The following is a 20291-nucleotide window of genomic DNA, read 5'->3' as shown; positions in this document are numbered from 1 at the left end:
GCGCCCCGCCGCCCGGGACCACCCCGGTGCGCACGCCCGGGTCCGATCGCTCGCCGGGTGCGGCAGGCGGCCGGTCAGCGGCCGACGGGCAGCGGGCTCGGGCGATCCGGCGACGGCGGGGGTGCGGCCGGGGTGGCTTCGCCGGCACCGGCGCCGGCCGTGTCCGCCGTGGCGTCCGGGTCGATCACCTGCCGGTTCAGGCTCACCTGAGCCAGTCCGGTGCCACCGACCCGGATGTCGTCGTACGCCTCGAGACGGTGGTTCGGGCCCAGGTAGAGCACCGACATGGCCAGCGGTGTGGGTTCCTCGCCTTCCAGCCCCCGCAGGCCCGCTCCGCCGGTGGAGCCCTGCACCGCGAGCCGGCTGCCGGGCCCGCCGTCGGGGCCGGGCAGCATGCGGACCTGCCGCTGGTGGGTGTGCCCGGCGAGGATCAGCGGCGCCGTCCCGGCGAGCGGCTCGGCGGACGCCGGGTCGTGCACCAGGGCGATGTCGACCGGGACGCCGGCGGCCCGAATGGTGTCGGCGAGTCGCAGGCCCGAGCCCGGGAGGCTGGTCGCCCCCTCCTCCCACGGGCCGGCCTCCTGCTCCTGCTTGTCCGGCGTGAATCGGGGGTCGCCGATGCCGGCGATACGTACGCCCGAGACGCTGGTGATCGAGTCGTCCAGGACCACGGCGTTCGGCTGCCCGGCGACGGCCTGGGCGGTGCGGGGCGAGTCGTGGTTGCCGCGGATGTAGACGTACGGCACCTTGAGCTGGCCGATCATCGACACGTACGACGTCTCCGGCTCGCTGCCCCAGTCGGTGAGGTCGCCGGTGTCGATCACGAGGTCGATGTCGAACTGCTCGACCACGGTCTTGATCACGGGCCAGACGGACGGGTTGAGGTGCAGGTCGGAGACGTGCAGGATCCGGGTGGTGTCCGCCGCCGCCTCGTAGACGGGCAGGCTGGACATGGTGCTGTAGAGCTTGCTGACGTTGCCGACGAGTCGTTGCAGCTGATCGGCGTAGCGGGTGTAGTCGTCGGCGATCCGGCGGGCGTCGCCGACCAACGCGGGCGCGTTGACCAGGAGCCCCTCGTAGCGTGGCTCGGCGACGGCGCTGGGTCGTACGGTGAGCGCGGCCGCGCCGAGCGCGCCGCCGGTGACGGCGAGGGCGAGGGTCCCCGCCCAGGCGGTCCGGCGGGTGGAGCGGAAGGTCAGTGCCGCGAGCAGCATGGTGACCAGGACGGATACCGCGATCGTACGCAGGCCCAGCCGGAGCAGGGCGTCGCGGATGTCGGCCGGCGCGGAGGCCCCGGCCGCGGCCAGCCCACCCGGTTCGTGGATCAGCGCCTCGGCGCGCTTCTGGTCGAGCGAGTCGAGGCGGGCGGTGAGCCGGGCCGGTCCGGAGTGGCTGTCCAGGAAGAGCGAGCCGAGCGGTGGCACGGCGATCTCGCTGCCGCCGTTGGTCGACGGGCTGAGCTGGAACTGCACTCGCAGTGGTCCCACGTCCCCGGTGACCCGGCCGCCGAGCGTGGTGCCGCCGATCACGCCGGCGAGGGTAACGATGATCATGGCGAGGGCCACCAGCCCTCGCCGCGCCCAGCGGGCAGCGCCTCGCGTCACGGCTCCCCACCCCTCCCCCAGGTCCGAATACGTGCAAGGATGCACGCATTCGTGGCGACCAAGGGTACGCCGCACGACCGGCGACTGACGAGCGCCAGCGCGACCGCCCGCGGCGCGAGCTGCGAGGACCTGCAACAAGTGGCCGCCGCCGCATTGCGGAACTGGCCACCGGCCTGACCGGGCGAGGCCCGCGACCGGGTCGTGGGCCGATCACCTCTCGGGGCTCAGGGAATCGGACGTCCTCCCCGCTTCCGGGCGCGCACGGTGGCCCGCGCGTTCGCCTTCTCGATCGCCTGGACCAGATCGTCCTTCCCCAGGTCCTGCGGGGCCTCGATGCCCACCCGGCGAGCGACGTCGTCGAGATGTTCCCTGCTCGCGTTGGCGTCCACACCTCCGGCGGTGGGGCGGCTGCTCTCCCGGGACGCCGGTGTGCCCAACTCCGCCTGCGGATCGGACGGCCCGGGGCGTTCCTTGGGCTCCCAGTGGTCGCCCACCTTCTCGTGGGTGTGCTTCAGCGAGGCGTACGCCGTGCGGTGCGCCCGCTCCCCGTCGTCGTAGGTCTCCTCGGCCGACTCCAGCGTCTTCTTGTACGTACGCACCGCCTTGTCGTCGGAGCGGGCGACGGTCGACGGCACGTCGTCACGCATCTGTTCGGCCTGCTCATGCTTGTCCGGCAAGGTCACACCCCGTTCCGCCCGTCGGCCTCGGGGCCACGACCGCCCCCCAGCGCCTGGCGGGCGGCCGCGGACCCGGCCGGCACCACCGCGCCGGCCGTCGCGGAGACGGCCTCGCGCACCTCGTCGGCGACCCGGGCCGAGTTGTCGCCCGCCGCGCTCAACTGCTGCAGTCCGAGCCGCCCCAGTACGGCGGCAGCGGCGAGGTAGCCGGATGCCAGGCCCGCCACGGCCAGCCGCCGGGGCAGGAAGGTCTCAAGCATGCGCAGCACGGTGGTCGACGCGGCGCCCACACCCAGGATGAGACAGCCGCCGGCCGCCGCGAGCAGGGCGATGCCGGCGCCGGCCGGCCGGGCGGCCTCGGTGAGCTGGCGCCGGACCGAGCCCATCTCGTCGCGGACGACCTCGGCGATCTCGTCCGCGAAGCGTCCGGCGGGGTTGCCTGTCCGGTCGCCCCGGGCGGGCTGGTCAGAAGATGCCGCGCCTGCCATGGTGTCCTCCCCGCTGCTCGCTGCCAACGCGGCTTGGTACCCGCGTTCCCCCGCGGCACACCGGAAAGCTCACCCGGAGCTGGGGCCGCCACGACCAGCGGATCACCATCAGGGTGGAATCTGCACCCGTGCCATCATTGCCGCATGGTCACGAACGTGCTCCGCGCGAGTACGTCGACGGGCCCGGAGACCGGGCTCGTCGAGAGCCTCGCCGCGTTGAGTCGGACCCTCGTCGGCATCACCACCCGCGCCCTCGCCACCCTGGACGTGGACGTCACGCTGTCGCAGTATCGGGCGATCGTCGTGCTCGCGTCCCGGGGGCCGCTACGGACCGTCGATCTCGCCGCGGCCCTGCACGTCCATCCGTCGACCGCGACCCGGACCTGCGACCGGCTGGTGCGCCGGGGTCTCGTGGCCCGGCATCCCGGTGCCACCGACCGGCGGGTCTCCTGGCTGGCGTTGACCACCAGCGGGAAGGAGCTCGTGGGTGAGGTGATGCGGCGGCGGACCGACCAGATCCGCGAACTGGTCGGCAGTCGGCGGACCGAGTCGGCCCGGGACCTCGCCGAGTTGGTCGAAGCGCTGGTCGTCGCCGCCGGCGAACCCACCGAGCGGCAGTGGTGGCAGCAGTGGGAGCGCTGCACGGGGCCGTCGCTCACCCCGAGCGAACACACGGGGTGAGCGACGCCGCCGGGGTACGTCAGTCGGAGCGCCCGAGCGGATGGCGCAGTCCGTACCGCGCGACGATGCCGTCGAGCCAGTCGGGCGTGCCGTAGGTGAGGCCGTACTTCGCGGCGAGTTCGCCGAACTCGGGTGTCTCGCGAATGCTCATGCCGGGCCCCGGTTTCACGGAGGTGAACAGCTCGCCGAGTTTCCGGAAGTAGGTCTCGAACCCGCCTGGTGTGATCACCTCGATGATGCGACCCGGCACGCCGCCCGCATTCCACATGGCGTGCATCTGGCCGCGGGGTTTGGTGATGTAGCCCCCGGGCCCGAGGACGACCTCGTCGCCGTCGGACCGGAACCCGATCTCACCTTCGAGCACGATCGAGTGCTCGTCCTCGCGGGTGTGGCGGTGCGGCATGGTGATCGTGCCCACCGCGAACGGATGCTCCACGATGGCCACCTGGCCCCCGTTGTCGCGGCTGTGGAGCTTGAAGACAGCGCCGAACCCGGGGATGTCGGCCGACTCGCCGCCGCCGGGTGGCACCACCTTCAACTCGGGTGCATTGCGCACGTCCATCGAGATCTCCTCTCCTTCACCAGGTCTTCCGCGCGCTCCGGTCGGTCGGGTGACCGGGGTTCGCGGCGTCAGCCACGTGGCGTCGCCTTCTCGGCGAGCCGCTCGAACTCCGCTCGCGGGAGAAGGCCGGACACCAGCTCGCCCGCGACGAGCCAGGTCGGTGTCGCCCGTACGCCGAGGCGCGCGCCCAACGACTCGGACTCGGCGAGGAAGGCCAGTGCGCTGCCGTCGTCGAGCGCGGCCCGCAGCGCGTCGAGATCGACTCCGACCTCGGCGGCGTGCCGCTCGACGACCGTCCGGTCGCCGATGTCCTCGCCGAGTTCGAAGCGCGCGGCGAACAACGCCCGGTTGAAGTCGCCCGACACGTCCGGCCGGTTGCGGCGGACCCATTCGGCCGCCGTCAGTGCCTTCCGGGTGTTGGGCAGCCGTCGCGGCCAGTTCAACGGCAGGCCGGCCTCCGCCGCTTCGCGTTCGAGCGCCTGATACATCGGTGCGGTCCGCGGTCCGGCCTCGACGCCCCCGTCGGGGATCTCGGGGTGGATCTGGAACGGAAGGTGTACGACCTCCAGGCCGCGTCGTTCGAGGATCTCGTTGCGCTGTTGTCCGACGTAGCAGAACGGGCAGATGAAGTCGAACCAGTGCAGGACGGAATTGCTCGGTTCCACGTCAGCCCCTTGCCTTCGGGAGCCGGTCGGTACGGCTCCGCATGTTTCGTTACAGCACCTGACTGTAACTCTGCATGATCCGCACGCCCACTCCGGCGGCCCGTCGCGTCAGTGCTTTGTGTTACAGTCGCTGCTTGTAACGTAACTTGCGCCGTACGACGACTGTCGCTGCCCACGAGGTGAACCATGGCTCGAGCCCGACCAGAGGGCGAACCGGACCGGGACAGTGAAGCGGGCGGGAGCGAACGCGCGCATCCCGGCGGCCGGCCCCGGGACGCCGCCATCGACGAGGCGATCATCCTGGCCACCCGGAAGCGCCTCGTGCGGGACGGCTACTCGAGGATGACGATCGGTGACATCGCCGCCGACGCCAAGGTGACCCGCCCCACCCTCTATCGCCGCTGGAAGAACAAGTTCGACCTGGTGGTCGACGCGCTCGACTACGGCTTCCGCAGGCAGCGCGACATGCACACCGTCGACCTCGCGGAGCTGGAGCCGCGCGCCGCGCTCGTGGAGGCTGTCCGCCGGCTCGATCCCGCCTACTCCAACCCGGACGCGATGGTGCTGATGGGCAACTTCGCCGGCGAGGCGGGCCGCACGCCGGACCTGCTGGAGATCCTGCGCGAACACGCCGTCGAACCCCGGGTCGCCCTCGTCGAGGAGGTGCTGAAGCAGCTGCGGGAGCGACGCGCGGTCAGAGCCGACATCGACACCCGCGGAATCGCGTTGATGTGCTTCGGTAGCTACTTCGCCGCGTTCTATGCCGGAGAGTCGACGGCGGCGCTCCCCGAGCGCGTGGTGGCCACGCTGTGGCCGGCGCTCGCGCCGGACCAGCAGGGCCCCTGATCCGGTCCGGGTGGGCGGGCTGCCGTCACCCGCGAGACTGCCGGCGCCGGAGACCGTCGATGGCGAGGTCGAGGGCCGCCTCGAGGTGGTCGACCCGTCCGGTCGAGAGCAGCAGCAGGACGCCGCCCTGGAGGCCGGCCAGCATGGCGGCGGCCGCGCGTCCGGCGTCCACCTCCGCGGTCATCTCGCCGGTCGACTGCATGTGCCGGATCCCGGCGGCGATCGCCTCCTGCCAGCGCCGCATCAGCCCGACGAGCACTGCCCGGGCAGCCGGTGCGCGGCGGCCCGCCTGGCCGAGCAGACCGTTGAGCGGGCAGGTGTCGCCCTGCTCCTGGTAACGCGAGATCACCCGGTCATCCCGCCACGCCTGCCAGGCCGCCCAGGACGTCAGGTCTCCGAGCATCGGCTGCTGGTCGGCGAGCACCTGGTCGGCCTCATGCTCGGCCACCGCGAGCAGGAGTTCCTCCTTACCGCCAGGGAAGTAGTGGAAGAGCTGGCTCTTACTGGTGGCGGTGCGGGCCATCACATCCTCGAGGCGGACCTCGTCCACGCCGCGCTCCCGTACCTCGGTGGCCGCGCCGGCGACGATCCGCGCTCGGGTCGCCTCGCCCTTGCTGGTCAGCGAGCGCGTCAAGTGGCCTCCTCGGGTCGTGCTGGTCGACGGTATCGGCACGGGGGCCCTGCCGTCCCGCGGTGGGCGGCACCCTCCGCGGGACGGATCGTCAGCCGACCGGCTGGGTGGCGCCGTTGATGATCGGCGGGGCGTACCCGGCCGGCTTGTCGCCGATACCCAGGCCCGGGCTCACCATCCACGACTGGTACTCCGGCGTGAACATCGAGTACGGGAGCGGCAGCGATTCGGCGCTGGCCTGCTCCAGCCGGTCGCGCAGCTGCGGCGGAATCTCGAAGTCGAGCGCGGCCACGTTGGCGTCCACCTGCTTCGGGCCGCTCGCCCCGATGATCACCGAGCCGACGGCGGGCTGGGTGGCCACCCAGTTGATCGCCACCTGGGCCATGCTCCGGCCCAGCTCGGTGGCGACGCCGTCGAGCGCGTCGATCACCCGCCAGTCGTGGTCGCTGACCGGACGGCCGTTCGCGCCGTCCGTGCCGAGTCGGCCCGTGCCCGCCAGGCCGTCCGCCGTCCGCCACGTCCTGAGGCCCAGGCCCAGCGACTGCGCCATCGGCAGGTATTCCGGCTCGATCCCGCGCGAGAGCATCGTCTGGTACTCCGGTTGCCTTGTCCGCCAGATTCGTGGCCGGCCCGGTCCGGACCGCCGGACCGAACTGTGGCGCGGCAAAATTGGACCTGCAAGTCCAAAGCTGGATACTGATCGGCCGGCACTGCGCCTGGCGTTCCCGGACGGGCCGTTGCCTCCGGGGACACCGGCGGCGGCCCTGACTGCCCGGCAACGGCGGCTCGTCGAGGTGCTGAGCCGCTCCCCCGAGCCGTGGCTCATCGACGGGCAGGACTTCGGCAACGTCGCCATACTCGTCGCCGAGTACGGCCTGCCGGACAATCGCGAGGCACTGACCGCGTACCACACGGCGTCGCAGACGCCGGGCACCGACCAGCCCGACCGGTGACACCCGTCGGCTCGGTCGAGGCGGGCGAGGCTGGACCCACCTGCTCCTACCGGCTGGGGCCGGCGCGCAGGTCCTCCTCGATGCGCGCGGCGGTGGCGAGCAGCGGCGGCAGCAACTCCTTGCGGATCGTCTCGGACGAGCCGCGGCTGGCGTGGGCCGAGACGTTCACGGCGGCGATCACCGACCCGTTGTCACCGCGGATGGGCGCGGCCAGGGAACGAAGTCCCTCCTCGAGTTCCTGGTCGACGATCGCGTACCCCTGCGCGGCGATCTTCTTCAGCACGGTGCGCAGCTTCGCCGGGTCGGTGACGGTGCGGCGGGTCAGCGGCCGCAGTTCCGCCTCGGCGAGGTAGTCGTCCAGCCAGTCCGCCGGTTGCGCGGCGAGCAGTACCCGTCCCATGGACGTCGCGTACGCGGGAAAGCGCGTACCGACGCTGATCCCCACCGTCATGATCCGCTTCGTGGGGACGCGAGCGACGTAGACCACCTCGCCGCCGTCGAGCACGGACACCGAGCAGGACTCGTGGACCTGCGCGACCAGCGCCTCCATGTGGGGCTGCGCGACCTCCGGGAGGCTCAGGCTCGACAGGTAGGCGTACCCGAGTTCGAGGATCCGCGGGCGCAGCGAGAAGAGCCGGCCGTCGGTGTGCACGTACCCCAACTCGACGAGGGTGAGCAGGAACCGGCGCGCGGCGGCCCGGGTCAGCCCGGTCGTGCGGGCCACGTCACTGAGCGTGAGCTGGGGATGCTCGGCGTCGAAGGCCCGGATGACGGCGAGCCCGCGTTCCAGCGACTGGACGAACTCCGGAGATCGTGCGGTCTCGTCGGTCAGCGAGCCCTTCGCGACCTGCACCGGCCGGTGGGCGGTCGCCGCGTCCGAGCTCGCGGTCCGGGTGGCGGCGAGGGGAGGTTGAAGCCGGCTCACTGGTCCTCCTGCCGCAGGGTCTCCCGGGCCACCTTGAAAGCCCGATTCGCCGCCGGTACGCCAGCGTAAACGCCGACCTGGAGCAGAACCTCACCGACCTCCTCCGGCGTCAACCCGTTCCGCAGTGCGGCACGTACGTGCATGGCGAGTTCCTCGTCGTGGTGCAGGGTCGCGAGCACGGCGAGGGTGACGCAGCTGCGGGTACGCCGGTCGAGACCGGGCCGGGTCCAGATCTCCCCCCAGGCGTAGCGGGTGATGAGGTCCTGGAAGTCGGCGGTGAACTCGTCGGTGCCGGCGACCGCCCGGTCGACGTGCGCGTCGCCCAGCACCTGCCGGCGTACCGTCATGCCTGCCTCGTGCCGATCGCGGTCGTCCACAGTCACCACTCCTCGTCGAAGTGCTCCAACAGCAGCCGGCACACCCGCTCGGGTTGCTCGACGTTGGCCAGGTGTGCCGCCCGTTCGACGACGGCCAGCCGTGCGTGCGGGATCCGCTCGACGATCGCGCGGGCGTGTTCCACCGGCGTGGCCGGGTCGTCAGCTCCCGCGACCACCAACGTCGGCGCCTCGATCCTGCGCAGGTCGTCCCGCAGGTCCATGGTGGCGATCGCCGCACAACACGCCGCGTAGCCGTCCGCGGGCGTGGCGGCGAGCATCGCCCGGTGCGCGTCGACGACGTCCGGTCTCCTCGCCGCGTAGGCGGGGGTGAACCAACGTGCGACCACCGCGTCGGCGACCGCCGCGACGCCGTCGGCGCGTACCGTCGCCGCCCGATCGTGCCAACCCTGGGACGGGCCGAGCGACGCGGACGTGCAGAGCAGCGCCAGCCGCCGCAGCCGGTCGGGCGCGTGCGCGGCGAACCACATGCCGACCATGCCGCCGAGGGACAGACCCGCGTAGTCGACACGCGCGGCTCCGAGGTCGTCCAGGAGCCGCAGCAGTTCCCCGCCGAGCAGGTCCATCGTGTACGGCCCGACCGGCATCTCCGAGCGGCCGTGGCCCAGGTGGTCGTAACGGATGACCCGGAACCGCTCGGCGAGCGCGGCCATCTGCGGCGCCCACATGGCGCAGGTGGTGCCGAGTGAACCGCCGAGCAGGAGCACGGGGGCGTCGGCCGGCCCGTCCACGATGATGTGCAGGCGGCTGCTCACGACTGCGTCCCCCGGTGGGCGGCGAGCGCGCGGTCGACGAACCGGTCGGCCGACCCGAGCCAACCGCACGGGTCGAGGGCCTCGTCGATCTCCTGCTCGGACAGGTGGGCGCGGATGTCCGGGTCGGTGAGCAGCGACTCTCGGAACGGGGACCGGTTCGCGGCGCGGGCGACGAGGTCACCCGCCGCACCACGGCCGAGAGCGGGCGCCAGGCGCGCGGCGACCGCCTCGGCCAGCACGAGCCCGCCGGTCGCGTCGAGGTTCGCCCGCATCCGCTCGGGACGAACCTGCAGCCCGTCCAACATCCGGGCGCACCGGGCGGCGGCGCCGCCGGCGACGTGCAGCAGGTCCAGCAGCGGTTCCCATTCGGCGTGCCAGTCACCCGCCGCCCGTTCGTGTTCCTGAACCGCGGCGGTGAACAGGGTCGCGACGAGCCCCGGGCCGCGCCGCGCCGCGGCGGTGACGAGGACCGAGTCGACCGGGTTGCGCTTGTGCGGCATCGCTGACGAGCCACCCCGCCCGGGTCCGCCCTCGGCCACCTCACCCACCTCGGTCCGGGCGAGCAGGCCGACGTCCACCGCGACCTTGCCGGTGGCCGCGAGGAGCCCGCCGAGGGCGGCGGCCTGGTCGAGCACGGGCTGGCGGCGGGTGTGCCAGGGCAGCGGGCTCGCGGCGAGTCCGAGATGCGCGGCGTACCGCTCGGACACCGCCGGACCGGCGGATCCCAGCGCGGCAAGTGTGCCGACCGCGCCGCCGAGCTGCGCCGGCAGTGCCGCCCGCGCCCGGAGCGACCTGGCCCGCGCCTCGAGCAGTTCGACCAGCCAGCCGGCGGCCTTGAGCCCGAACGTGGTGGGCGCCGCCTGCTGCCCGAGCGTCCGGGCGACCAGCACGGTGGCCCGGTGGGTGTCGGCCAGCCGGGCCGCGGCGTCGGCGGCGGCGTCGAGGTGACGCAGCAGCGGCTCGGTCGCCCGCCTGGTCACCAGGGCCAGCGCGGTGTCGAGGATGTCCTGGCTGGTCGCCCCGAGATGCACCCAGGGTCGGGCGTGCTCGGGCACGGCGGCGGTCAGCTCGCGTACCAGCGGCGCCACCGGGTTGCCGGTGTCGTCGGCCGCCCGACCGAGCGACGTGGGGTCGTACCGCTCGGCGCGGCACTGGGCGGCGATCGCGTGGGCGGCCGACGTGGGCACGACGCCGCAGTCCGCCGCGGCGCGGGCGAGCGCGGCCTCCGCGTCGAGCATCGCCTGCAGCAGGGACGTGTCGGTGAGTTCCGCGTCGACGTCCGGGGTGCCGGAGAGCCCGCCGAGCAGCGTGTCAGACCGCGAAGAAGACGGTTTCATTCTCGCCCTGCAGACGGATGTCGAACTGGAACCCGTCCGGCGCGGGGCCGGCGAGCAGCGTGCCGCGCCGTTTCTCCTCGACGCTGCCCAGCACCGGGTCGGTGGCGTTCGCCGGTTCGTGCGGAAAGTAGAGCCGGGTGACGAGGCGGTGCAGGAGTCCACGTGCGAAGACGGACAGCGTCAGGTGTGGTGCCTCGGTGGCTCCGTCCGGGTCGGGCAGCGGTCCCGGTCTGACGGTCAGCAGGGCGTACCTGCCGTGCGCGTCGGTCTCGCTGCGTCCGAACCCGCGGAAGCCCGGCACGGCGGGTGGCCGGGCGCCGCGGGGGTCGTCGGGGTGGTCGAACCGGCCGTCGGGGTCGGCCTGCCAGCTCTCCACCAGCGCGTCGACCACCGGCGCCCCGGTGCCGTCGAAGACCTGGCCGCGGATCCAGAACGCGCCCGGCGTGCCCTCCGGTACGACGTACGGGCCGTCGGGCCAGCGCAGGCCGAGGTGCAGGAACGGCCCTACCGTCTGCGCGGGGGTGACACCCAGCCGTTCAGTCATCGTCGTCCTCGTCCTCGAAGGGGGTGCTCTCCCGGCCACGCAGCACGATGTCGAACTCGTACGCCGGCGCCCACTCGGGTACGGTGCCGGCGTGGTCGTACCGGGCGATCATCCGCTCGCGGGCCTTCGGGTCGCGGACCGAGTTGAAGATCGGGTCCTGGAAGAAGAGCGGGTCACCCGGGAAGTACATCTGGGTCACCAGTCGCTGGGTGAACGCGCGGCCGAAGAGCGAGAAGTGGATGTGGGCCGGCCGCCAGGCGTTGTCGTGGTTGCGCCACGGGTAGGCGCCCGGCTGCACGGTGACGAATCGGTAGCGGCCCCGCTCATCGGTCAGGGTCCGGCCGACCCCGTCGAAGTTGGGGTCGAGCGGCGCCGGCCAGTTGTCCACCGGGTGGCGGTAGCGTCCGGCGGCGTTCGTCTGCCAGATCTCGACCAGCGTGTGTGGCACCGGTCGGCCGTCGCCGTCGAGGACCCGGCCGTGCACGATGATCCGCTGGCCCTGCGGCTCGCCGTCGTGCTGGCGGGTCAGGTCGTGGTCGAGCTCGCCGAGCCGCCCCTCGCCGAGCAGCGGACCGGTGATCTCGGTCAGCCGGTGCGGCAGGTAGGTCAGCGGCTGCCGCGGCGCGCGCACGGCCGTCGACTTGTAGCCGGGGCTGAGCAGGGGTGGGTGCGCGTCGACGTCGTCACGCCGGTACCGCGGCAGGACCAGGCCGCTACCGGTCTGGTCGACGGTGTCCTGGGTCATGTTCGTCTCCCTGTGAGCGGGGTCAACGGGCTGCCCTCTTGGTCGCCTCCAGCGCCCGCAGCACTGTCAGTTCGCGCCCGGTCGGCGGGTCGCCCGTGGCCAACCGCTCGGCGACGGCGAGGTCCCAGCCGGTGCCCGCCCGTACCTGCTCCACGCTCACGCCTGGGTGCAGGCAGGTCAGGGTCAGCTCGCAGCTGACCGGATCGGGTTCGAGCACGCCGAGGTCGGTGATGACGACGCGGGGGCCCCCGCCGCGCAGCCCGAGTCGTTTCCGGTCCCCCGGCCCGCTGCCGTAGCCGAACGAGGTGACGAAGTCGACGCGCTCGACGAACGTCCGCGGGTTCTGTCGGACGATCACGACCACCTCACCGCAGGAGGCGGCGATCTCCGGAGCGCCGCCGGCGCCGGGCAGCCGGACCGCCGGGTCGTCGTAGTCGCCGCCGATGACCGTGGTGTTGAGGTTGCCGTACCGGTCGAGCTGTGCGGCGCCGAGGAACCCGACGTCGATCCGCCCGGGCTGCAACCAGTAGTTGAACACCTCCGGCACGGAGACCACAGCGTCGGCGGTGTCGGCCAGGACACCGTCGCCGATGGACAGCGGCAACCGGTCCGGTTTCGCGCCGAGGCAACCGGATTCGTAGATGAGGACGAGGTTCGGGGCGTGGCTGGCGCGGGCGAGGTTCGCCGCGGTGCTGGGTAGTCCGATCCCGACGAAGCAGGCGGTGCCGTCGCGGAGCTGCCGGGCGGCGGCGACGGTCATCATCTCGTCGGCGGTGTAGCCGGGGCTCACGCGCTCGCCTCGGCCTTCAGCACGTGCCGCGCTATCCAGGTCCGGAAGGCGTCCCGGTCGCGGCCTATCTCGTCCCATTCGACGTAGAAGTCGTTGTCCCGGACGGAGTAGCCCTGGGCGTAGGAGGGGTGGGAGCCGCCGGGCACCTCGGCCACCGCGGTGACCGCCCAGCCGGGCAGGACGACCTGCCCGGGTACGGGGTCGAGTTCGTCGACGATCTCCTCGACGGTGACCAGCGACCGGTGCGCGGCGAGCACGGCCTCCTTCTGGACTCCGGTGATGCCCCACATCTGCACGTTGCCCGCGCGGTCGGCGCGCTGCGCGTGCACGATCGTCACGTCGGGGCGTAGTGCGGGAACGGCGGTGAGGGCCTGCCCGGTGAAGGGGCAGGTGATGGCGCGGATGTTGGTGGTGTGCCGGGGCAGGTCGGTGCCGGTGTAGCCGCGGAGGACGGCGAACGGCAGCCCGGAGGCTCCGGCCACGTAGCGGTTCGCCATGCCGGCGTGGCTGTGTTCCTCGAGTTCGAGCGGTCCCGGCCAGGAGTTCTGCACCGCGTCCCGGAAGCGGTGCAGTGATCCGACGCCGGGATTTCCGCCCCAGGAGAAGACCAGGCGCCGGGCACAGCCGGCGCCGATGAGCTGGTCGTAGATGACGTCCGGGGTCATCCGTACCAGGGTCAGGTCGCGTCGTCCCTGGCGGATGATCTCGTGTCCGGCGGCGAACGGGATGAGGTGCGTGAAACCTTCCAGTGCCACCACGTCGCCGTCATGGACCAGCTCCGCGACGCCGTCGGAGAGCGAGACGAGCTTCGCCATTGGCCTCACCGCCTCCTGCGGTCCGGGAATGGTCGACTGTTCGCTATGCGGACTGCCGTACTTATATCGAACGTAATGCCCACCGACGGTTCCCGTCAACGATGACCGTCCACACCGGACTCGGGTCGTCGGACCGGGGGCAGAAATGTCGCGACGACCCGTTGACGTGAGGCAGGTCACGTGCCAACGTTCCAGATGAGAACAGCCGTTCGGCTAGCGAACATCCCCTCGGAGGTCTCCCCGCACGGAGGCCCACCACCCCCCGGTCCAAGATGGACCGCCGGACGCGGGAGTACCTGCATGCGCCGTCTTGTCATCAGCGCCATCACCGCCGCGGCCCTGCTCACGGCCACCACGGCCTGCGGCACCTCCGACGACGCCGGCGGCTCCGGCGCGCAGGCCGGGGGCACCACCAAGGTCAAGGTCGGCGCCATCCCGATCGTGGACGTGGCGCCGCTGCATCTCGGCATCGAGAAGGGCTTCTTCGCCGAGCAGAGCATCGAGGTCGAGGTGGTCAACACCACCGGCGGCGCCGCCGCGGTACCCGGCGTCGTCAGCGGAGAGTTCGACTTCGCCTTCGGCAACGTGGTGTCGCTCATCGTCGCCCGCTCGCAGAAGCTGCCGCTCAAGGCGATCGCGGAGGGCAACTCCTCGACGGGTCAGCAGGGCAAGGACTTCGGCGGGATCGTCGTGCCGAAGGACAGTCCCATCACGACCGCCGCCGAGCTCGCCGGCAAGACCGTCGCCGTCAACAACCTCAAGAACATCGGCGACACCACGGTCCGCGCCTCGATCCGCAAGGCCGGCGGCGACCCGTCGTCGGTCAAGTTCGTCGAGCTGCCGTTCCCGGACATGCCGGCGGCCGTCGACGCGAAGCGGGTGGACGCGGCCTGGATCGTCGAGCCGTTCTTCACCGTGGCTCAGGACCAGGGCGCCCGGGTCATCGCGTCCAACTTCGTCGACGCCGCGCCGAACCTGACCATCGCCGCCTACTTCACCACCGAGAAGACGATCCAGCAGAAGGCGGACCTCACCAAGCGCTTCACCGCCGCGATCGAGAAGTCGCTGAAGTACGCCCAGGAGCACCCGGACGAGGCACGGAAGGTGCTGCTGACGTACACGAAGATCGACCCCGCGGTCGCCGAGAAGATGACCCTTCCGGCCTGGTCGGGACAGATCAACCGGGAGTCCGTCCAGACGCTGGCCGACCTGATGCTCACCGACGGCCTGGTCACCGAGAAGGTCGACGTGGCGGAGCTGCTTCCGTGACCTCGGCGGCCACCCGCGCCGCGCCGGCCCGGAGCTCCCGGGCCGGCAAGGTCGGTCGGCTGACCGGAGGCAACGCCCTGCTGGGCGTCGTCGGCTTCGCCGCGTTCCTCGCGTCGCTCGAAGCGGTGCCGCGCATCGGCCTGGTCTCGGCGGACTACCTGCCTCCGATCAGCCGGATCGGCACGGCCCTCGTCGAACTCGTCGGGGAGGCCGAATTCTGGACGGCTCTCGGCGACACCGTCCGCGGCTGGTTCGTCGGGCTGTCCATCGCGGTGCTCCTCGGGATCACCGTCGGGTTCGTCATCGGCACGCTCCCCGTGCTGCGGGAGTTCACCGCCTCGACCATCGAGTTCCTCCGGCCCATCCCGTCGGTGGCGCTCATTCCGCTGGCCGTCCTGGCCTTCGGCACCGACCTGCGCTCCGTGCTGCTGCTGGTCGTGTACGCGTCGTTCTGGCAGGTCCTGGTCCAGGTGCTCTACGGGGTACAGGACGTCGACCCCGTCGCGAGCGAGACCGCCCGCACCTTCGGGCTGGGCCGCTGGGCCCGCACCCGGTACGTCACCTGGCCGACCGCCCTGCCGTACGTGCTCACCGGGGTTCGCCTCGCCGCCGCCGTCGCGCTGATCCTGGCCATCACCGCCGAACTCGTCATCGGCGCCCCCGGCCTGGGCAACGAGATCGGCGTGGCGCAGTCCGGCGGCGCCGTCGCCCGGATGTACGCGCTGGTCGTAGTGACCGGGCTGCTCGGCGTCGCGGTCAACCTACTTGCCCGGCGACTGGAACGATGGCTGCTGTCCTGGCACCCGTCGCTACGGCGGGAGGTGGCCGCTTGAGACTCGCCGGCCGCGTCACCCGCGCCGTCGCGGCGGCCCTCGCGCTGCCCGCCGCCCTGCTCGCCCTCTGGTGGATCCTCACCGCCGACAGTGAGAGCTACTACCTGCCACCGCTGTCGGAGATCCTCGCCGCCGTCGACGACGTGTGGCTGCGCACCGACCGGCTGAGCGTGGACGTCCTGCCGAGCCTGCTGCGCCTGCTCGGTGGCTTCCTGCTGGCGGTGGCCCTGGGCGTGTCGCTCGGAGTCGCGATCGGGTCGTCCCGCCGGCTTCGGGCCGCCTGCGAGCCAGTGCTGGAGTTCCTGCGGGCGATCCCGCCACCGGTGCTCGTGCCGGTGCTGATGCTCTTCGCCGGGATCGGCGACACCATGAAGGTGCTGGTGATCCTCTCCGGTTGCCTCTGGCCGATCCTGCTGAACACCGTCGAGGGCGTGCGCGCCGTCGACGAGGTGCTCGTGGAGACCTCCCGCTGCTACGGCCTACGCGGGCCGGCCCGGCTGTGGCACCTGGTCGTCCGGTCGGCGAGCCCGCAGATCGTCACCGGACTGCGGCAGGGCCTGTCGATCGGGATCATCCTCATGGTCATCAGCGAGATGTTCGCCGCCAGCAACGGCCTCGGCTTCAGCATCATCCAGTTCCAGCGCACGTTCGCCGTCACCGAGATGTGGACCGGCATCCTTCTGCTCGGCCTGCTCGGTTTCCTGCTCGCCACGCTCATGCGGGTGTTCGAAAAACGCGTCCTCAGCTGGTATTTCGGCCTGCGCCAAGCGCAGCGAGGTGGGAGTCGATGAGTGCCATGAGCCAGACGCAGACAGCCGCCGGCCCGCGGACCGAGATCCTGCTGGACGTCCGCGGGGTACGCAAGGTGTACGAGGGACGCGGCCGCTCGGTGGAGGCCGTACGCGACCTGACCTTCACCGTCGCCAGAGGTGACCTGGTCTGCGTGGTCGGCCCGTCCGGCGCCGGCAAGACCACGCTGCTCAAGTGCATCGCCGGCCTGCTGGCGCCGACCTCCGGCGAGGTGGTCCTCGAAGGCGAGTCGGTCGACGGACCGCCGCCGGGCATGGCGGTGGTGTTCCAGGAGTACGGTCGCAGCCTCTTCCCCTGGATGACCGTCCGGAAGAACGTCGAGCTGCCGCTCAAGCAGAAGAAGCTGCCGAAGGCACGCCGGGAGGAACTGGTCCACCAGGCGCTGAGCGCCGTCGGACTCGGCGACGTGCACGGCGCGTACCCGTGGCAGCTCTCCGGAGGCATGCAACAGCGGGTCGCCATCGCCCGGGCCATCGCGTACGAGCCGCACATCCTGCTGATGGACGAGCCGTTCGCCGCCGTCGACGCGCAGACCCGGGCCGACCTGGAGGACCTCGTCCGCTCGCTGTGGCAGCGGCTCGGCGTCACCACGCTGTTCGTCACACACGACATCGACGAGGCCGTCTACCTGGGCCGGCGGGTGCTGGTGCTCTCGTCGTCGCCGACAGTGGTGCTCGACGACGTAACCATCGACCTGCCGGCACAGCGCGACCAGCTCACCACCCGTTCGTCGGCCCGCTTCACCGAGCTGCGCGGGCACGTGTTCGAGCAGATCCAACGGGCCAAGCAGCGCAGCGGAGCGTCGGTGGTCGAATGAGCAGCGTCCGCGAGGCCACCCTCGACGTCCTGCGACAGTGCGGGATGCACCGCGTCTTCGCCAACCCGGGCTCCACCGAGGTGGCCTTCCTCGCCGACCTGCCGGACGACCTGGAGTTCGTCCTCGCCCTGCACGAGGGGTCGGTGGTCGGTATGGCCACCGGCCACGCGATCGCGACCGGCCGCCCGGCGTTCGTCAATCTGCACACCACCGCCGGGCTCGGCAACGCCGTCGGCGCGCTCGCCACCGCACGGGTCAACCGGGCTCCGCTGGTCGTCGTGGTCGGCCAGCAGGACCGTCGTCACCTGGCGCTGGAACCGTTCCTCGCCGGTCGCCTCGACGGGCTCGCCGGGCCGTACCCGGTCTGGGTGAACCAGCCGGTCCTGGCACAGGACGTGCCGGCGGCGGTGCGCCGGGCGTGGCACGAGGCGGTCCAGCATCGCGGCCCCGCGATCGTCGTGGTGCCGATGGACGACTGGTCGGCGCGGGTCGACCCGGCTCTCGGGCTGGCCGCGCCGAGGACCGTACGGCGTGCTAGGTCGGCGTCCGGGCCGGCCGCGGACGAGCTGGCCGGCCTGCTCGACGACGCGGCGAATCCGGTGCTGGTGGTCGGCGCCGGTGCCGACGACCGGGCCACCTGGAACGCGCTGGTTTCGCTGGTGGAGCGGCTCGGCGCGCCGGTCTGGCAGGAGGCGTTCGGCGCCCGCGCCGGCTTCCCGCAGGACCATCCGCGGTTCGCGGGGCACCTGCCCGCCGGCCGGTCCCGGCTGCGATCCGTGCTCACCGGGCACGACGTGGCGCTCGTCGTCGGCACCGGCGCGTTCCGGCAGTACCCGTACGAGCCGGGGCCGCTGGTGCCGGACGGACTCACCGTGGCGGTGGTCTCCGACGACCCGGACGAGTTGCACCACAGCCGGGCGGACCTCGCCGTGCTCGCCGATCCGGCGACGCTCTGCGCGGCTGTCGCCGACCGGATCACGCCCCGGCCGGCGGGCGCGGCGGTGGCCGCGGTACACCCCGAGCCGGTCGATCCGCCCGCCCCCGGCGAGCCGATGCGGGCCCGGCACGTGTTCGCCGCGCTCGCCGAGCGGCTGCCCCGCGACGTCGTGCTGGTCGAGGAGACCCCGTCGACCCGGCCCGAGCTGCACCGGCTGCTGCCCGCCCGGGAGCCGCGCGGGTTCGTCAGCGCGGCCATGGGCGGCCTCGGTTTCGGGCTGCCGGCCGCCGCGGGACTGCGCATGGGTGATCCGACTCGGCCGGTCGTCGCCGTGCTCGGCGACGGCTCGTCGCTCTACGGCATCCAGGGTCTGTGGAGTGCCGCCCGGTACGGCTGCGGAGCGCTCTTCGTGGTGCTCTCCAACGGCCGGTACGCGGTCATGGACCGGCTCGCCGATCGGGCCGGTGGGAAGGCACCCTGGCCCGCCTTCGACGACGTGTCGGTGCACGGCCTGGCTCAGGCCCTCGGCTGCCCGGCCCGCCGGGTGAGCGACCACGCGGACCTGCTGGCGGTCCTCGACGAGGTCGTCCCGACGCTTCCCGGTCGCGTCGAGCCGCTCCTGCTCGACGTGCCCGTCCGTATCGAACGAGGTTTCGAACCCTGACCCCTTCGGCGCGGCAGCGCGCCCTACCCGAGAGGACCGCCATGACACTGCTCGACACGGCGACGTGGCAGGGCATGCTCTACAGCGACGGCTGGGTGGAGGCGGCCGGCGGCACCCGGGCCGTACTCTCGCCCGCGAATCGGGAGGAGATCGGCCGGATCGGGGTGGCGAACGCCGGCGACGTGGCGCGTGCCTGTGCGCGGGCCGCCGAGGCGCAACGCGCCTGGGCCGCGACCAGCTATCTGGAACGCGCCGCTGTTCTGCGCCGGGCCGGGCAGTTGTTCGCCCAGCACGCCGCCGGGATCGGCGAATGGCTCGTACGCGAGGCGGGGTCCATCCCGCCGAAGGCCGGCGTCGAGACCGACACCGCGGCGCAGGAGTGCTACGAGGCAGCCGCGCTCGCGTCGCGGCCGCTGGGCGAGATCCTCGCCAGCGCTCAGCCGCGGCTGAGCCTGGCACGCCGGTTGCCGGTCGGTGTGGTCGGCGTCATCGCGCCGTTCAACTTCCCGCTGGTGCTGGCGATCCGTTCCGTCGCTCCGGCACTGGCCCTGGGCAATGCGGTGGTGCTCAAGCCGGATGCTCGCACCGCCGTCTCCGGGGGCGTCTCGATCGCACGTGTCTTCGAGGAGGCCGGCCTGCCCGCGGGGTTGCTGCACGTCCTGCCCGGTGAGGCCGACGCGGGCGAGGCGATGGTGGCGGACCCCCACGTACGGGTGGTCAGTTTCACCGGTTCGACCGCCGCCGGCCGCCGGGTCGGCGAGGCCGCCGCCCGTCACCTCAAGCGGGCGCACCTGGAGCTCGGCGGCAACTCGGCGCTGATCGTGCTCGATGACGCCGACCTGGGCCTCGCCGTCTCGGCCGGGGCCTGGGGGTCGTTCCTGCACCAGGGGCAGATCTGCATGACCACCGGCCGGCACCTGGTGCACGAGAGCGTCGCCGAGAGGTACGTCGAGCAGTTGGCCGAGAAGGCGGACCAGCTGCCGGTCGGTGACCCGGCCAAGGAACAGGTGGCGCTCGGACCACTCATCGACGAGCGGCAACGCGACAAGATCCACACATTGGTCACGGCGAGCGTCGACGCGGGTGCCCGTCTCGCCGCCGGCGGAAGGTACTACGGGCTCTTCTATCGCCCGACCGTGCTCGCCGACGTCGCGATCGATTCACCGGCGTACGCCCAGGAGGTCTTCGGCCCGGTCGCACCGGTGATCGCCTTCTCCGATCTGGACGAGGCCGCGACCCTGGCCGGGCAGACCGAGTACGGGTTGTCCCTGGGCATCCTGAGTCGCGACGTGATGAAGGCGATGGCACTGGCCGAACGCATCCCCAGCGGGATCGTGCACATCAACGACCAGACGGTCAGCGATGAGGCGGTGGCGCCGTTCGGCGGTGTCGGGGCGTCCGGCACCGGCTCCCGGTTCGGCGGGGCGGCGGCCAACATCGAGGCGTTCACCGAGACGCAGTGGCTGACCGTGCAGGGCGACATCACCCGGTACCCGTTCTGATGTCGGGTGACGGGGAGACGTCCGTGGCGGGCGGGGCAGGCGTCTG

Annotated in this window: 25 protein-coding genes; 10 read left to right on the top strand and 15 right to left on the bottom strand. The window is 72.2% G+C overall.

What is annotated here, in order from left to right:
* Positions 1-74: 74 nt before the first annotated feature.
* Positions 75-1604 (bottom strand): metallophosphoesterase, encoded by a 1530-nt coding sequence (locus tag ABZS42_RS29810; protein ID WP_355150921.1) that lies wholly within the window; start codon positions 1602-1604, stop codon positions 75-77.
* 39 nt (positions 1605-1643) lie between these two features.
* On the opposite strand from ABZS42_RS29810, the gene ABZS42_RS29805 reads away from it, so the two are divergent.
* Positions 1644-1781 (top strand): hypothetical protein, encoded by a 138-nt coding sequence (locus ABZS42_RS29805; protein WP_355150919.1) that lies wholly within the window; start codon positions 1644-1646, stop codon positions 1779-1781.
* A gap of 47 nt (positions 1782-1828) precedes the next feature.
* Here ABZS42_RS29805 and ABZS42_RS29800 read toward each other — a convergent pair whose 3' ends face one another.
* Positions 1829-2251, bottom strand: coding sequence for a ChaB family protein (locus tag ABZS42_RS29800; protein ID WP_355150927.1), 423 nt, complete (start codon positions 2249-2251; stop codon positions 1829-1831).
* Between the two features lie 32 nt (positions 2252-2283).
* A complete protein-coding gene (locus tag ABZS42_RS29795; RefSeq protein ID WP_355150917.1) occupies positions 2284-2769 on the bottom strand; it encodes a phage holin family protein in 486 nt (161 codons plus the stop codon).
* A 144-nt stretch (positions 2770-2913) separates the two neighbouring features.
* On the opposite strand from ABZS42_RS29795, the gene ABZS42_RS29790 reads away from it, so the two are divergent.
* Positions 2914-3450 carry a MarR family transcriptional regulator gene (locus tag ABZS42_RS29790; protein ID WP_355150915.1) on the top strand — a complete coding sequence of 179 codons (537 nt, stop codon included), beginning with the start codon at positions 2914-2916 and terminating at the stop codon, positions 3448-3450.
* Between the two features lie 19 nt (positions 3451-3469).
* Here the strand turns inward: ABZS42_RS29790 and ABZS42_RS29785 are convergent, their stop codons facing one another.
* Together ABZS42_RS29785 and ABZS42_RS29780 are read right to left on the bottom strand one after the other, a co-directional pair.
* Positions 3470-4012, bottom strand: coding sequence for a cupin domain-containing protein (locus tag ABZS42_RS29785; protein WP_355150913.1), 543 nt, complete (start codon positions 4010-4012; stop codon positions 3470-3472).
* Positions 4013-4080: 68 nt separating this feature from the next.
* Positions 4081-4677: a DsbA family protein gene (locus ABZS42_RS29780; RefSeq protein WP_355150911.1), complete on the bottom strand. Its 597-nt coding sequence runs from the start codon at positions 4675-4677 to the stop codon at positions 4081-4083.
* A gap of 186 nt (positions 4678-4863) precedes the next feature.
* Here ABZS42_RS29780 and ABZS42_RS29775 point away from each other — a divergent pair, with 186 nt between their 5' ends.
* The gene (locus ABZS42_RS29775) at positions 4864-5523 is read left to right on the top strand and encodes a TetR/AcrR family transcriptional regulator (protein ID WP_355150909.1); all 660 of its coding nucleotides are present in this window, start codon (positions 4864-4866) and stop codon (positions 5521-5523) included.
* Between the two features lie 25 nt (positions 5524-5548).
* Here the strand turns inward: ABZS42_RS29775 and ABZS42_RS29770 are convergent, their stop codons facing one another.
* Together ABZS42_RS29770 and ABZS42_RS29765 are read right to left on the bottom strand one after the other, a co-directional pair.
* Positions 5549-6157, bottom strand: coding sequence for a TetR/AcrR family transcriptional regulator (locus ABZS42_RS29770; protein WP_355150907.1), 609 nt, complete (start codon positions 6155-6157; stop codon positions 5549-5551).
* An 88-nt stretch (positions 6158-6245) separates the two neighbouring features.
* Positions 6246-6980 (bottom strand): aldo/keto reductase, encoded by a 735-nt coding sequence (locus tag ABZS42_RS29765; protein WP_355150905.1) that lies wholly within the window; start codon positions 6978-6980, stop codon positions 6246-6248.
* On the opposite strand from ABZS42_RS29765, the gene ABZS42_RS29760 reads away from it, so the two are divergent.
* Positions 6892-7107: a hypothetical protein gene (locus tag ABZS42_RS29760; protein ID WP_355150929.1), complete on the top strand. Its 216-nt coding sequence runs from the start codon at positions 6892-6894 to the stop codon at positions 7105-7107. The two genes, ABZS42_RS29765 and ABZS42_RS29760, sit on opposite strands and share 89 nt — an antisense overlap.
* Positions 7108-7153: 46 nt before the next feature.
* On the opposite strand, the gene ABZS42_RS29755 is transcribed toward ABZS42_RS29760, so the two are convergent.
* From ABZS42_RS29755 to ABZS42_RS29720, 8 genes are read right to left on the bottom strand one after another with little or no spacing between them, the layout of a single operon-like run.
* On the bottom strand, positions 7154-8032 hold the full coding sequence (locus tag ABZS42_RS29755) for an IclR family transcriptional regulator (protein WP_355150903.1): 879 nt from the start codon (positions 8030-8032) through the stop codon (positions 7154-7156).
* Positions 8029-8409, bottom strand: a complete 381-nt coding sequence (gene pcaC, locus ABZS42_RS29750; RefSeq protein ID WP_355150901.1) for a 4-carboxymuconolactone decarboxylase — start codon at positions 8407-8409, stop codon at positions 8029-8031. Before pcaC ends, ABZS42_RS29755 begins: the two co-directional genes overlap by 4 nt.
* A 2-nt stretch (positions 8410-8411) precedes the next feature.
* Positions 8412-9182, bottom strand: coding sequence for a 3-oxoadipate enol-lactonase (gene pcaD, locus ABZS42_RS29745; protein ID WP_355150899.1), 771 nt, complete (start codon positions 9180-9182; stop codon positions 8412-8414).
* Positions 9179-10519, bottom strand: a complete 1341-nt coding sequence (pcaB, locus tag ABZS42_RS29740) for a 3-carboxy-cis,cis-muconate cycloisomerase (RefSeq protein ID WP_355150897.1) — start codon at positions 10517-10519, stop codon at positions 9179-9181. Before pcaB ends, pcaD begins: the two co-directional genes overlap by 4 nt.
* On the bottom strand, positions 10494-11063 hold the full coding sequence (gene pcaG, locus ABZS42_RS29735; protein WP_355150895.1) for a protocatechuate 3,4-dioxygenase subunit alpha: 570 nt from the start codon (positions 11061-11063) through the stop codon (positions 10494-10496). Before pcaG ends, pcaB begins: the two co-directional genes overlap by 26 nt.
* Positions 11056-11808, bottom strand: coding sequence for a protocatechuate 3,4-dioxygenase subunit beta (gene pcaH, locus ABZS42_RS29730; RefSeq protein WP_355150893.1), 753 nt, complete (start codon positions 11806-11808; stop codon positions 11056-11058). The genes pcaG and pcaH overlap by 8 nt, the downstream gene beginning before the upstream one ends.
* A gap of 22 nt (positions 11809-11830) precedes the next feature.
* Complete coding sequence (locus tag ABZS42_RS29725; RefSeq protein WP_355150925.1) at positions 11831-12571, bottom strand: CoA-transferase; 741 nt, start codon at positions 12569-12571, stop codon at positions 11831-11833.
* 23 nt (positions 12572-12594) lie between these two features.
* Complete coding sequence (locus ABZS42_RS29720) at positions 12595-13413, bottom strand: CoA-transferase (protein WP_355150891.1); 819 nt, start codon at positions 13411-13413, stop codon at positions 12595-12597.
* 300 nt (positions 13414-13713) lie between these two features.
* Here ABZS42_RS29720 and ABZS42_RS29715 point away from each other — a divergent pair, with 300 nt between their 5' ends.
* From ABZS42_RS29715 to ABZS42_RS29690, 6 genes are read left to right on the top strand one after another with little or no spacing between them, the layout of a single operon-like run.
* A complete protein-coding gene (locus tag ABZS42_RS29715) occupies positions 13714-14682 on the top strand; it encodes an ABC transporter substrate-binding protein (RefSeq protein ID WP_355150889.1) in 969 nt (322 codons plus the stop codon).
* A complete protein-coding gene (locus ABZS42_RS29710) occupies positions 14679-15515 on the top strand; it encodes an ABC transporter permease (protein WP_355150887.1) in 837 nt (278 codons plus the stop codon). The genes ABZS42_RS29715 and ABZS42_RS29710 overlap by 4 nt, the downstream gene beginning before the upstream one ends.
* Positions 15512-16306: an ABC transporter permease subunit gene (locus tag ABZS42_RS29705; RefSeq protein WP_355150885.1), complete on the top strand. Its 795-nt coding sequence runs from the start codon at positions 15512-15514 to the stop codon at positions 16304-16306. The genes ABZS42_RS29710 and ABZS42_RS29705 overlap by 4 nt, the downstream gene beginning before the upstream one ends.
* Positions 16303-17142, top strand: coding sequence for an ABC transporter ATP-binding protein (locus tag ABZS42_RS29700; RefSeq protein WP_355150883.1), 840 nt, complete (start codon positions 16303-16305; stop codon positions 17140-17142). Before ABZS42_RS29705 ends, ABZS42_RS29700 begins: the two co-directional genes overlap by 4 nt.
* Entirely contained in the window at positions 17139-18743 is a 1605-nt protein-coding gene (locus ABZS42_RS29695) for a thiamine pyrophosphate-dependent enzyme (protein WP_355150881.1), read from the top strand. The genes ABZS42_RS29700 and ABZS42_RS29695 overlap by 4 nt, the downstream gene beginning before the upstream one ends.
* Positions 18744-18784: 41 nt before the next feature.
* Positions 18785-20245 (top strand): benzaldehyde dehydrogenase, encoded by a 1461-nt coding sequence (locus ABZS42_RS29690; protein ID WP_355150879.1) that lies wholly within the window; start codon positions 18785-18787, stop codon positions 20243-20245.
* The last annotated feature ends 46 nt before the right edge of the window (positions 20246-20291 follow it).

It is taken from the genome of Micromonospora sp. NPDC005367 (assembly GCF_040606825.1).
Taxonomy (GTDB): domain Bacteria; phylum Actinomycetota; class Actinomycetes; order Mycobacteriales; family Micromonosporaceae; genus Micromonospora.
The sequence above is the reverse complement of the archived record's forward strand: the minus strand, read 5'-3'. Positions and strand labels throughout refer to the sequence as shown.

Excerpts from the sequence above, each read along its gene's own strand:
- ABZS42_RS29785 (WP_355150913.1), bottom strand. The coding sequence starts at position 4,012 with ATGGACGTGCGCAATGCACCCGAGTTGAAGGTGGTGCCACCCGGCGGC.
- ABZS42_RS29695 (WP_355150881.1), top strand. The coding sequence starts at position 17,139 with ATGAGCAGCGTCCGCGAGGCCACCCTCGACGTCCTGCGACAGTGCGGG.
- ABZS42_RS29765 (WP_355150905.1), bottom strand. The coding sequence starts at position 6,980 with ATGAGCCACGGCTCGGGGGAGCGGCTCAGCACCTCGACGAGCCGCCGT.
- ABZS42_RS29800 (WP_355150927.1), bottom strand. The coding sequence starts at position 2,251 with ATGCGTGACGACGTGCCGTCGACCGTCGCCCGCTCCGACGACAAGGCG.
- ABZS42_RS29720 (WP_355150891.1), bottom strand. The coding sequence starts at position 13,413 with ATGGCGAAGCTCGTCTCGCTCTCCGACGGCGTCGCGGAGCTGGTCCAT.
- ABZS42_RS29795 (WP_355150917.1), bottom strand. The coding sequence starts at position 2,769 with ATGGCAGGCGCGGCATCTTCTGACCAGCCCGCCCGGGGCGACCGGACA.
- ABZS42_RS29690 (WP_355150879.1), top strand. The coding sequence starts at position 18,785 with ATGACACTGCTCGACACGGCGACGTGGCAGGGCATGCTCTACAGCGAC.
- ABZS42_RS29725 (WP_355150925.1), bottom strand. The coding sequence starts at position 12,571 with ATGATGACCGTCGCCGCCGCCCGGCAGCTCCGCGACGGCACCGCCTGC.
- ABZS42_RS29805 (WP_355150919.1), top strand. The coding sequence starts at position 1,644 with ATGCACGCATTCGTGGCGACCAAGGGTACGCCGCACGACCGGCGACTG.
- pcaB (WP_355150897.1), bottom strand. The coding sequence starts at position 10,519 with ATGAAACCGTCTTCTTCGCGGTCTGACACGCTGCTCGGCGGGCTCTCC.
- ABZS42_RS29715 (WP_355150889.1), top strand. The coding sequence starts at position 13,714 with ATGCGCCGTCTTGTCATCAGCGCCATCACCGCCGCGGCCCTGCTCACG.
- pcaG (WP_355150895.1), bottom strand. The coding sequence starts at position 11,063 with ATGACTGAACGGCTGGGTGTCACCCCCGCGCAGACGGTAGGGCCGTTC.
- ABZS42_RS29700 (WP_355150883.1), top strand. The coding sequence starts at position 16,303 with ATGAGTGCCATGAGCCAGACGCAGACAGCCGCCGGCCCGCGGACCGAG.
- pcaH (WP_355150893.1), bottom strand. The coding sequence starts at position 11,808 with ATGACCCAGGACACCGTCGACCAGACCGGTAGCGGCCTGGTCCTGCCG.
- ABZS42_RS29790 (WP_355150915.1), top strand. The coding sequence starts at position 2,914 with ATGGTCACGAACGTGCTCCGCGCGAGTACGTCGACGGGCCCGGAGACC.
- ABZS42_RS29775 (WP_355150909.1), top strand. The coding sequence starts at position 4,864 with ATGGCTCGAGCCCGACCAGAGGGCGAACCGGACCGGGACAGTGAAGCG.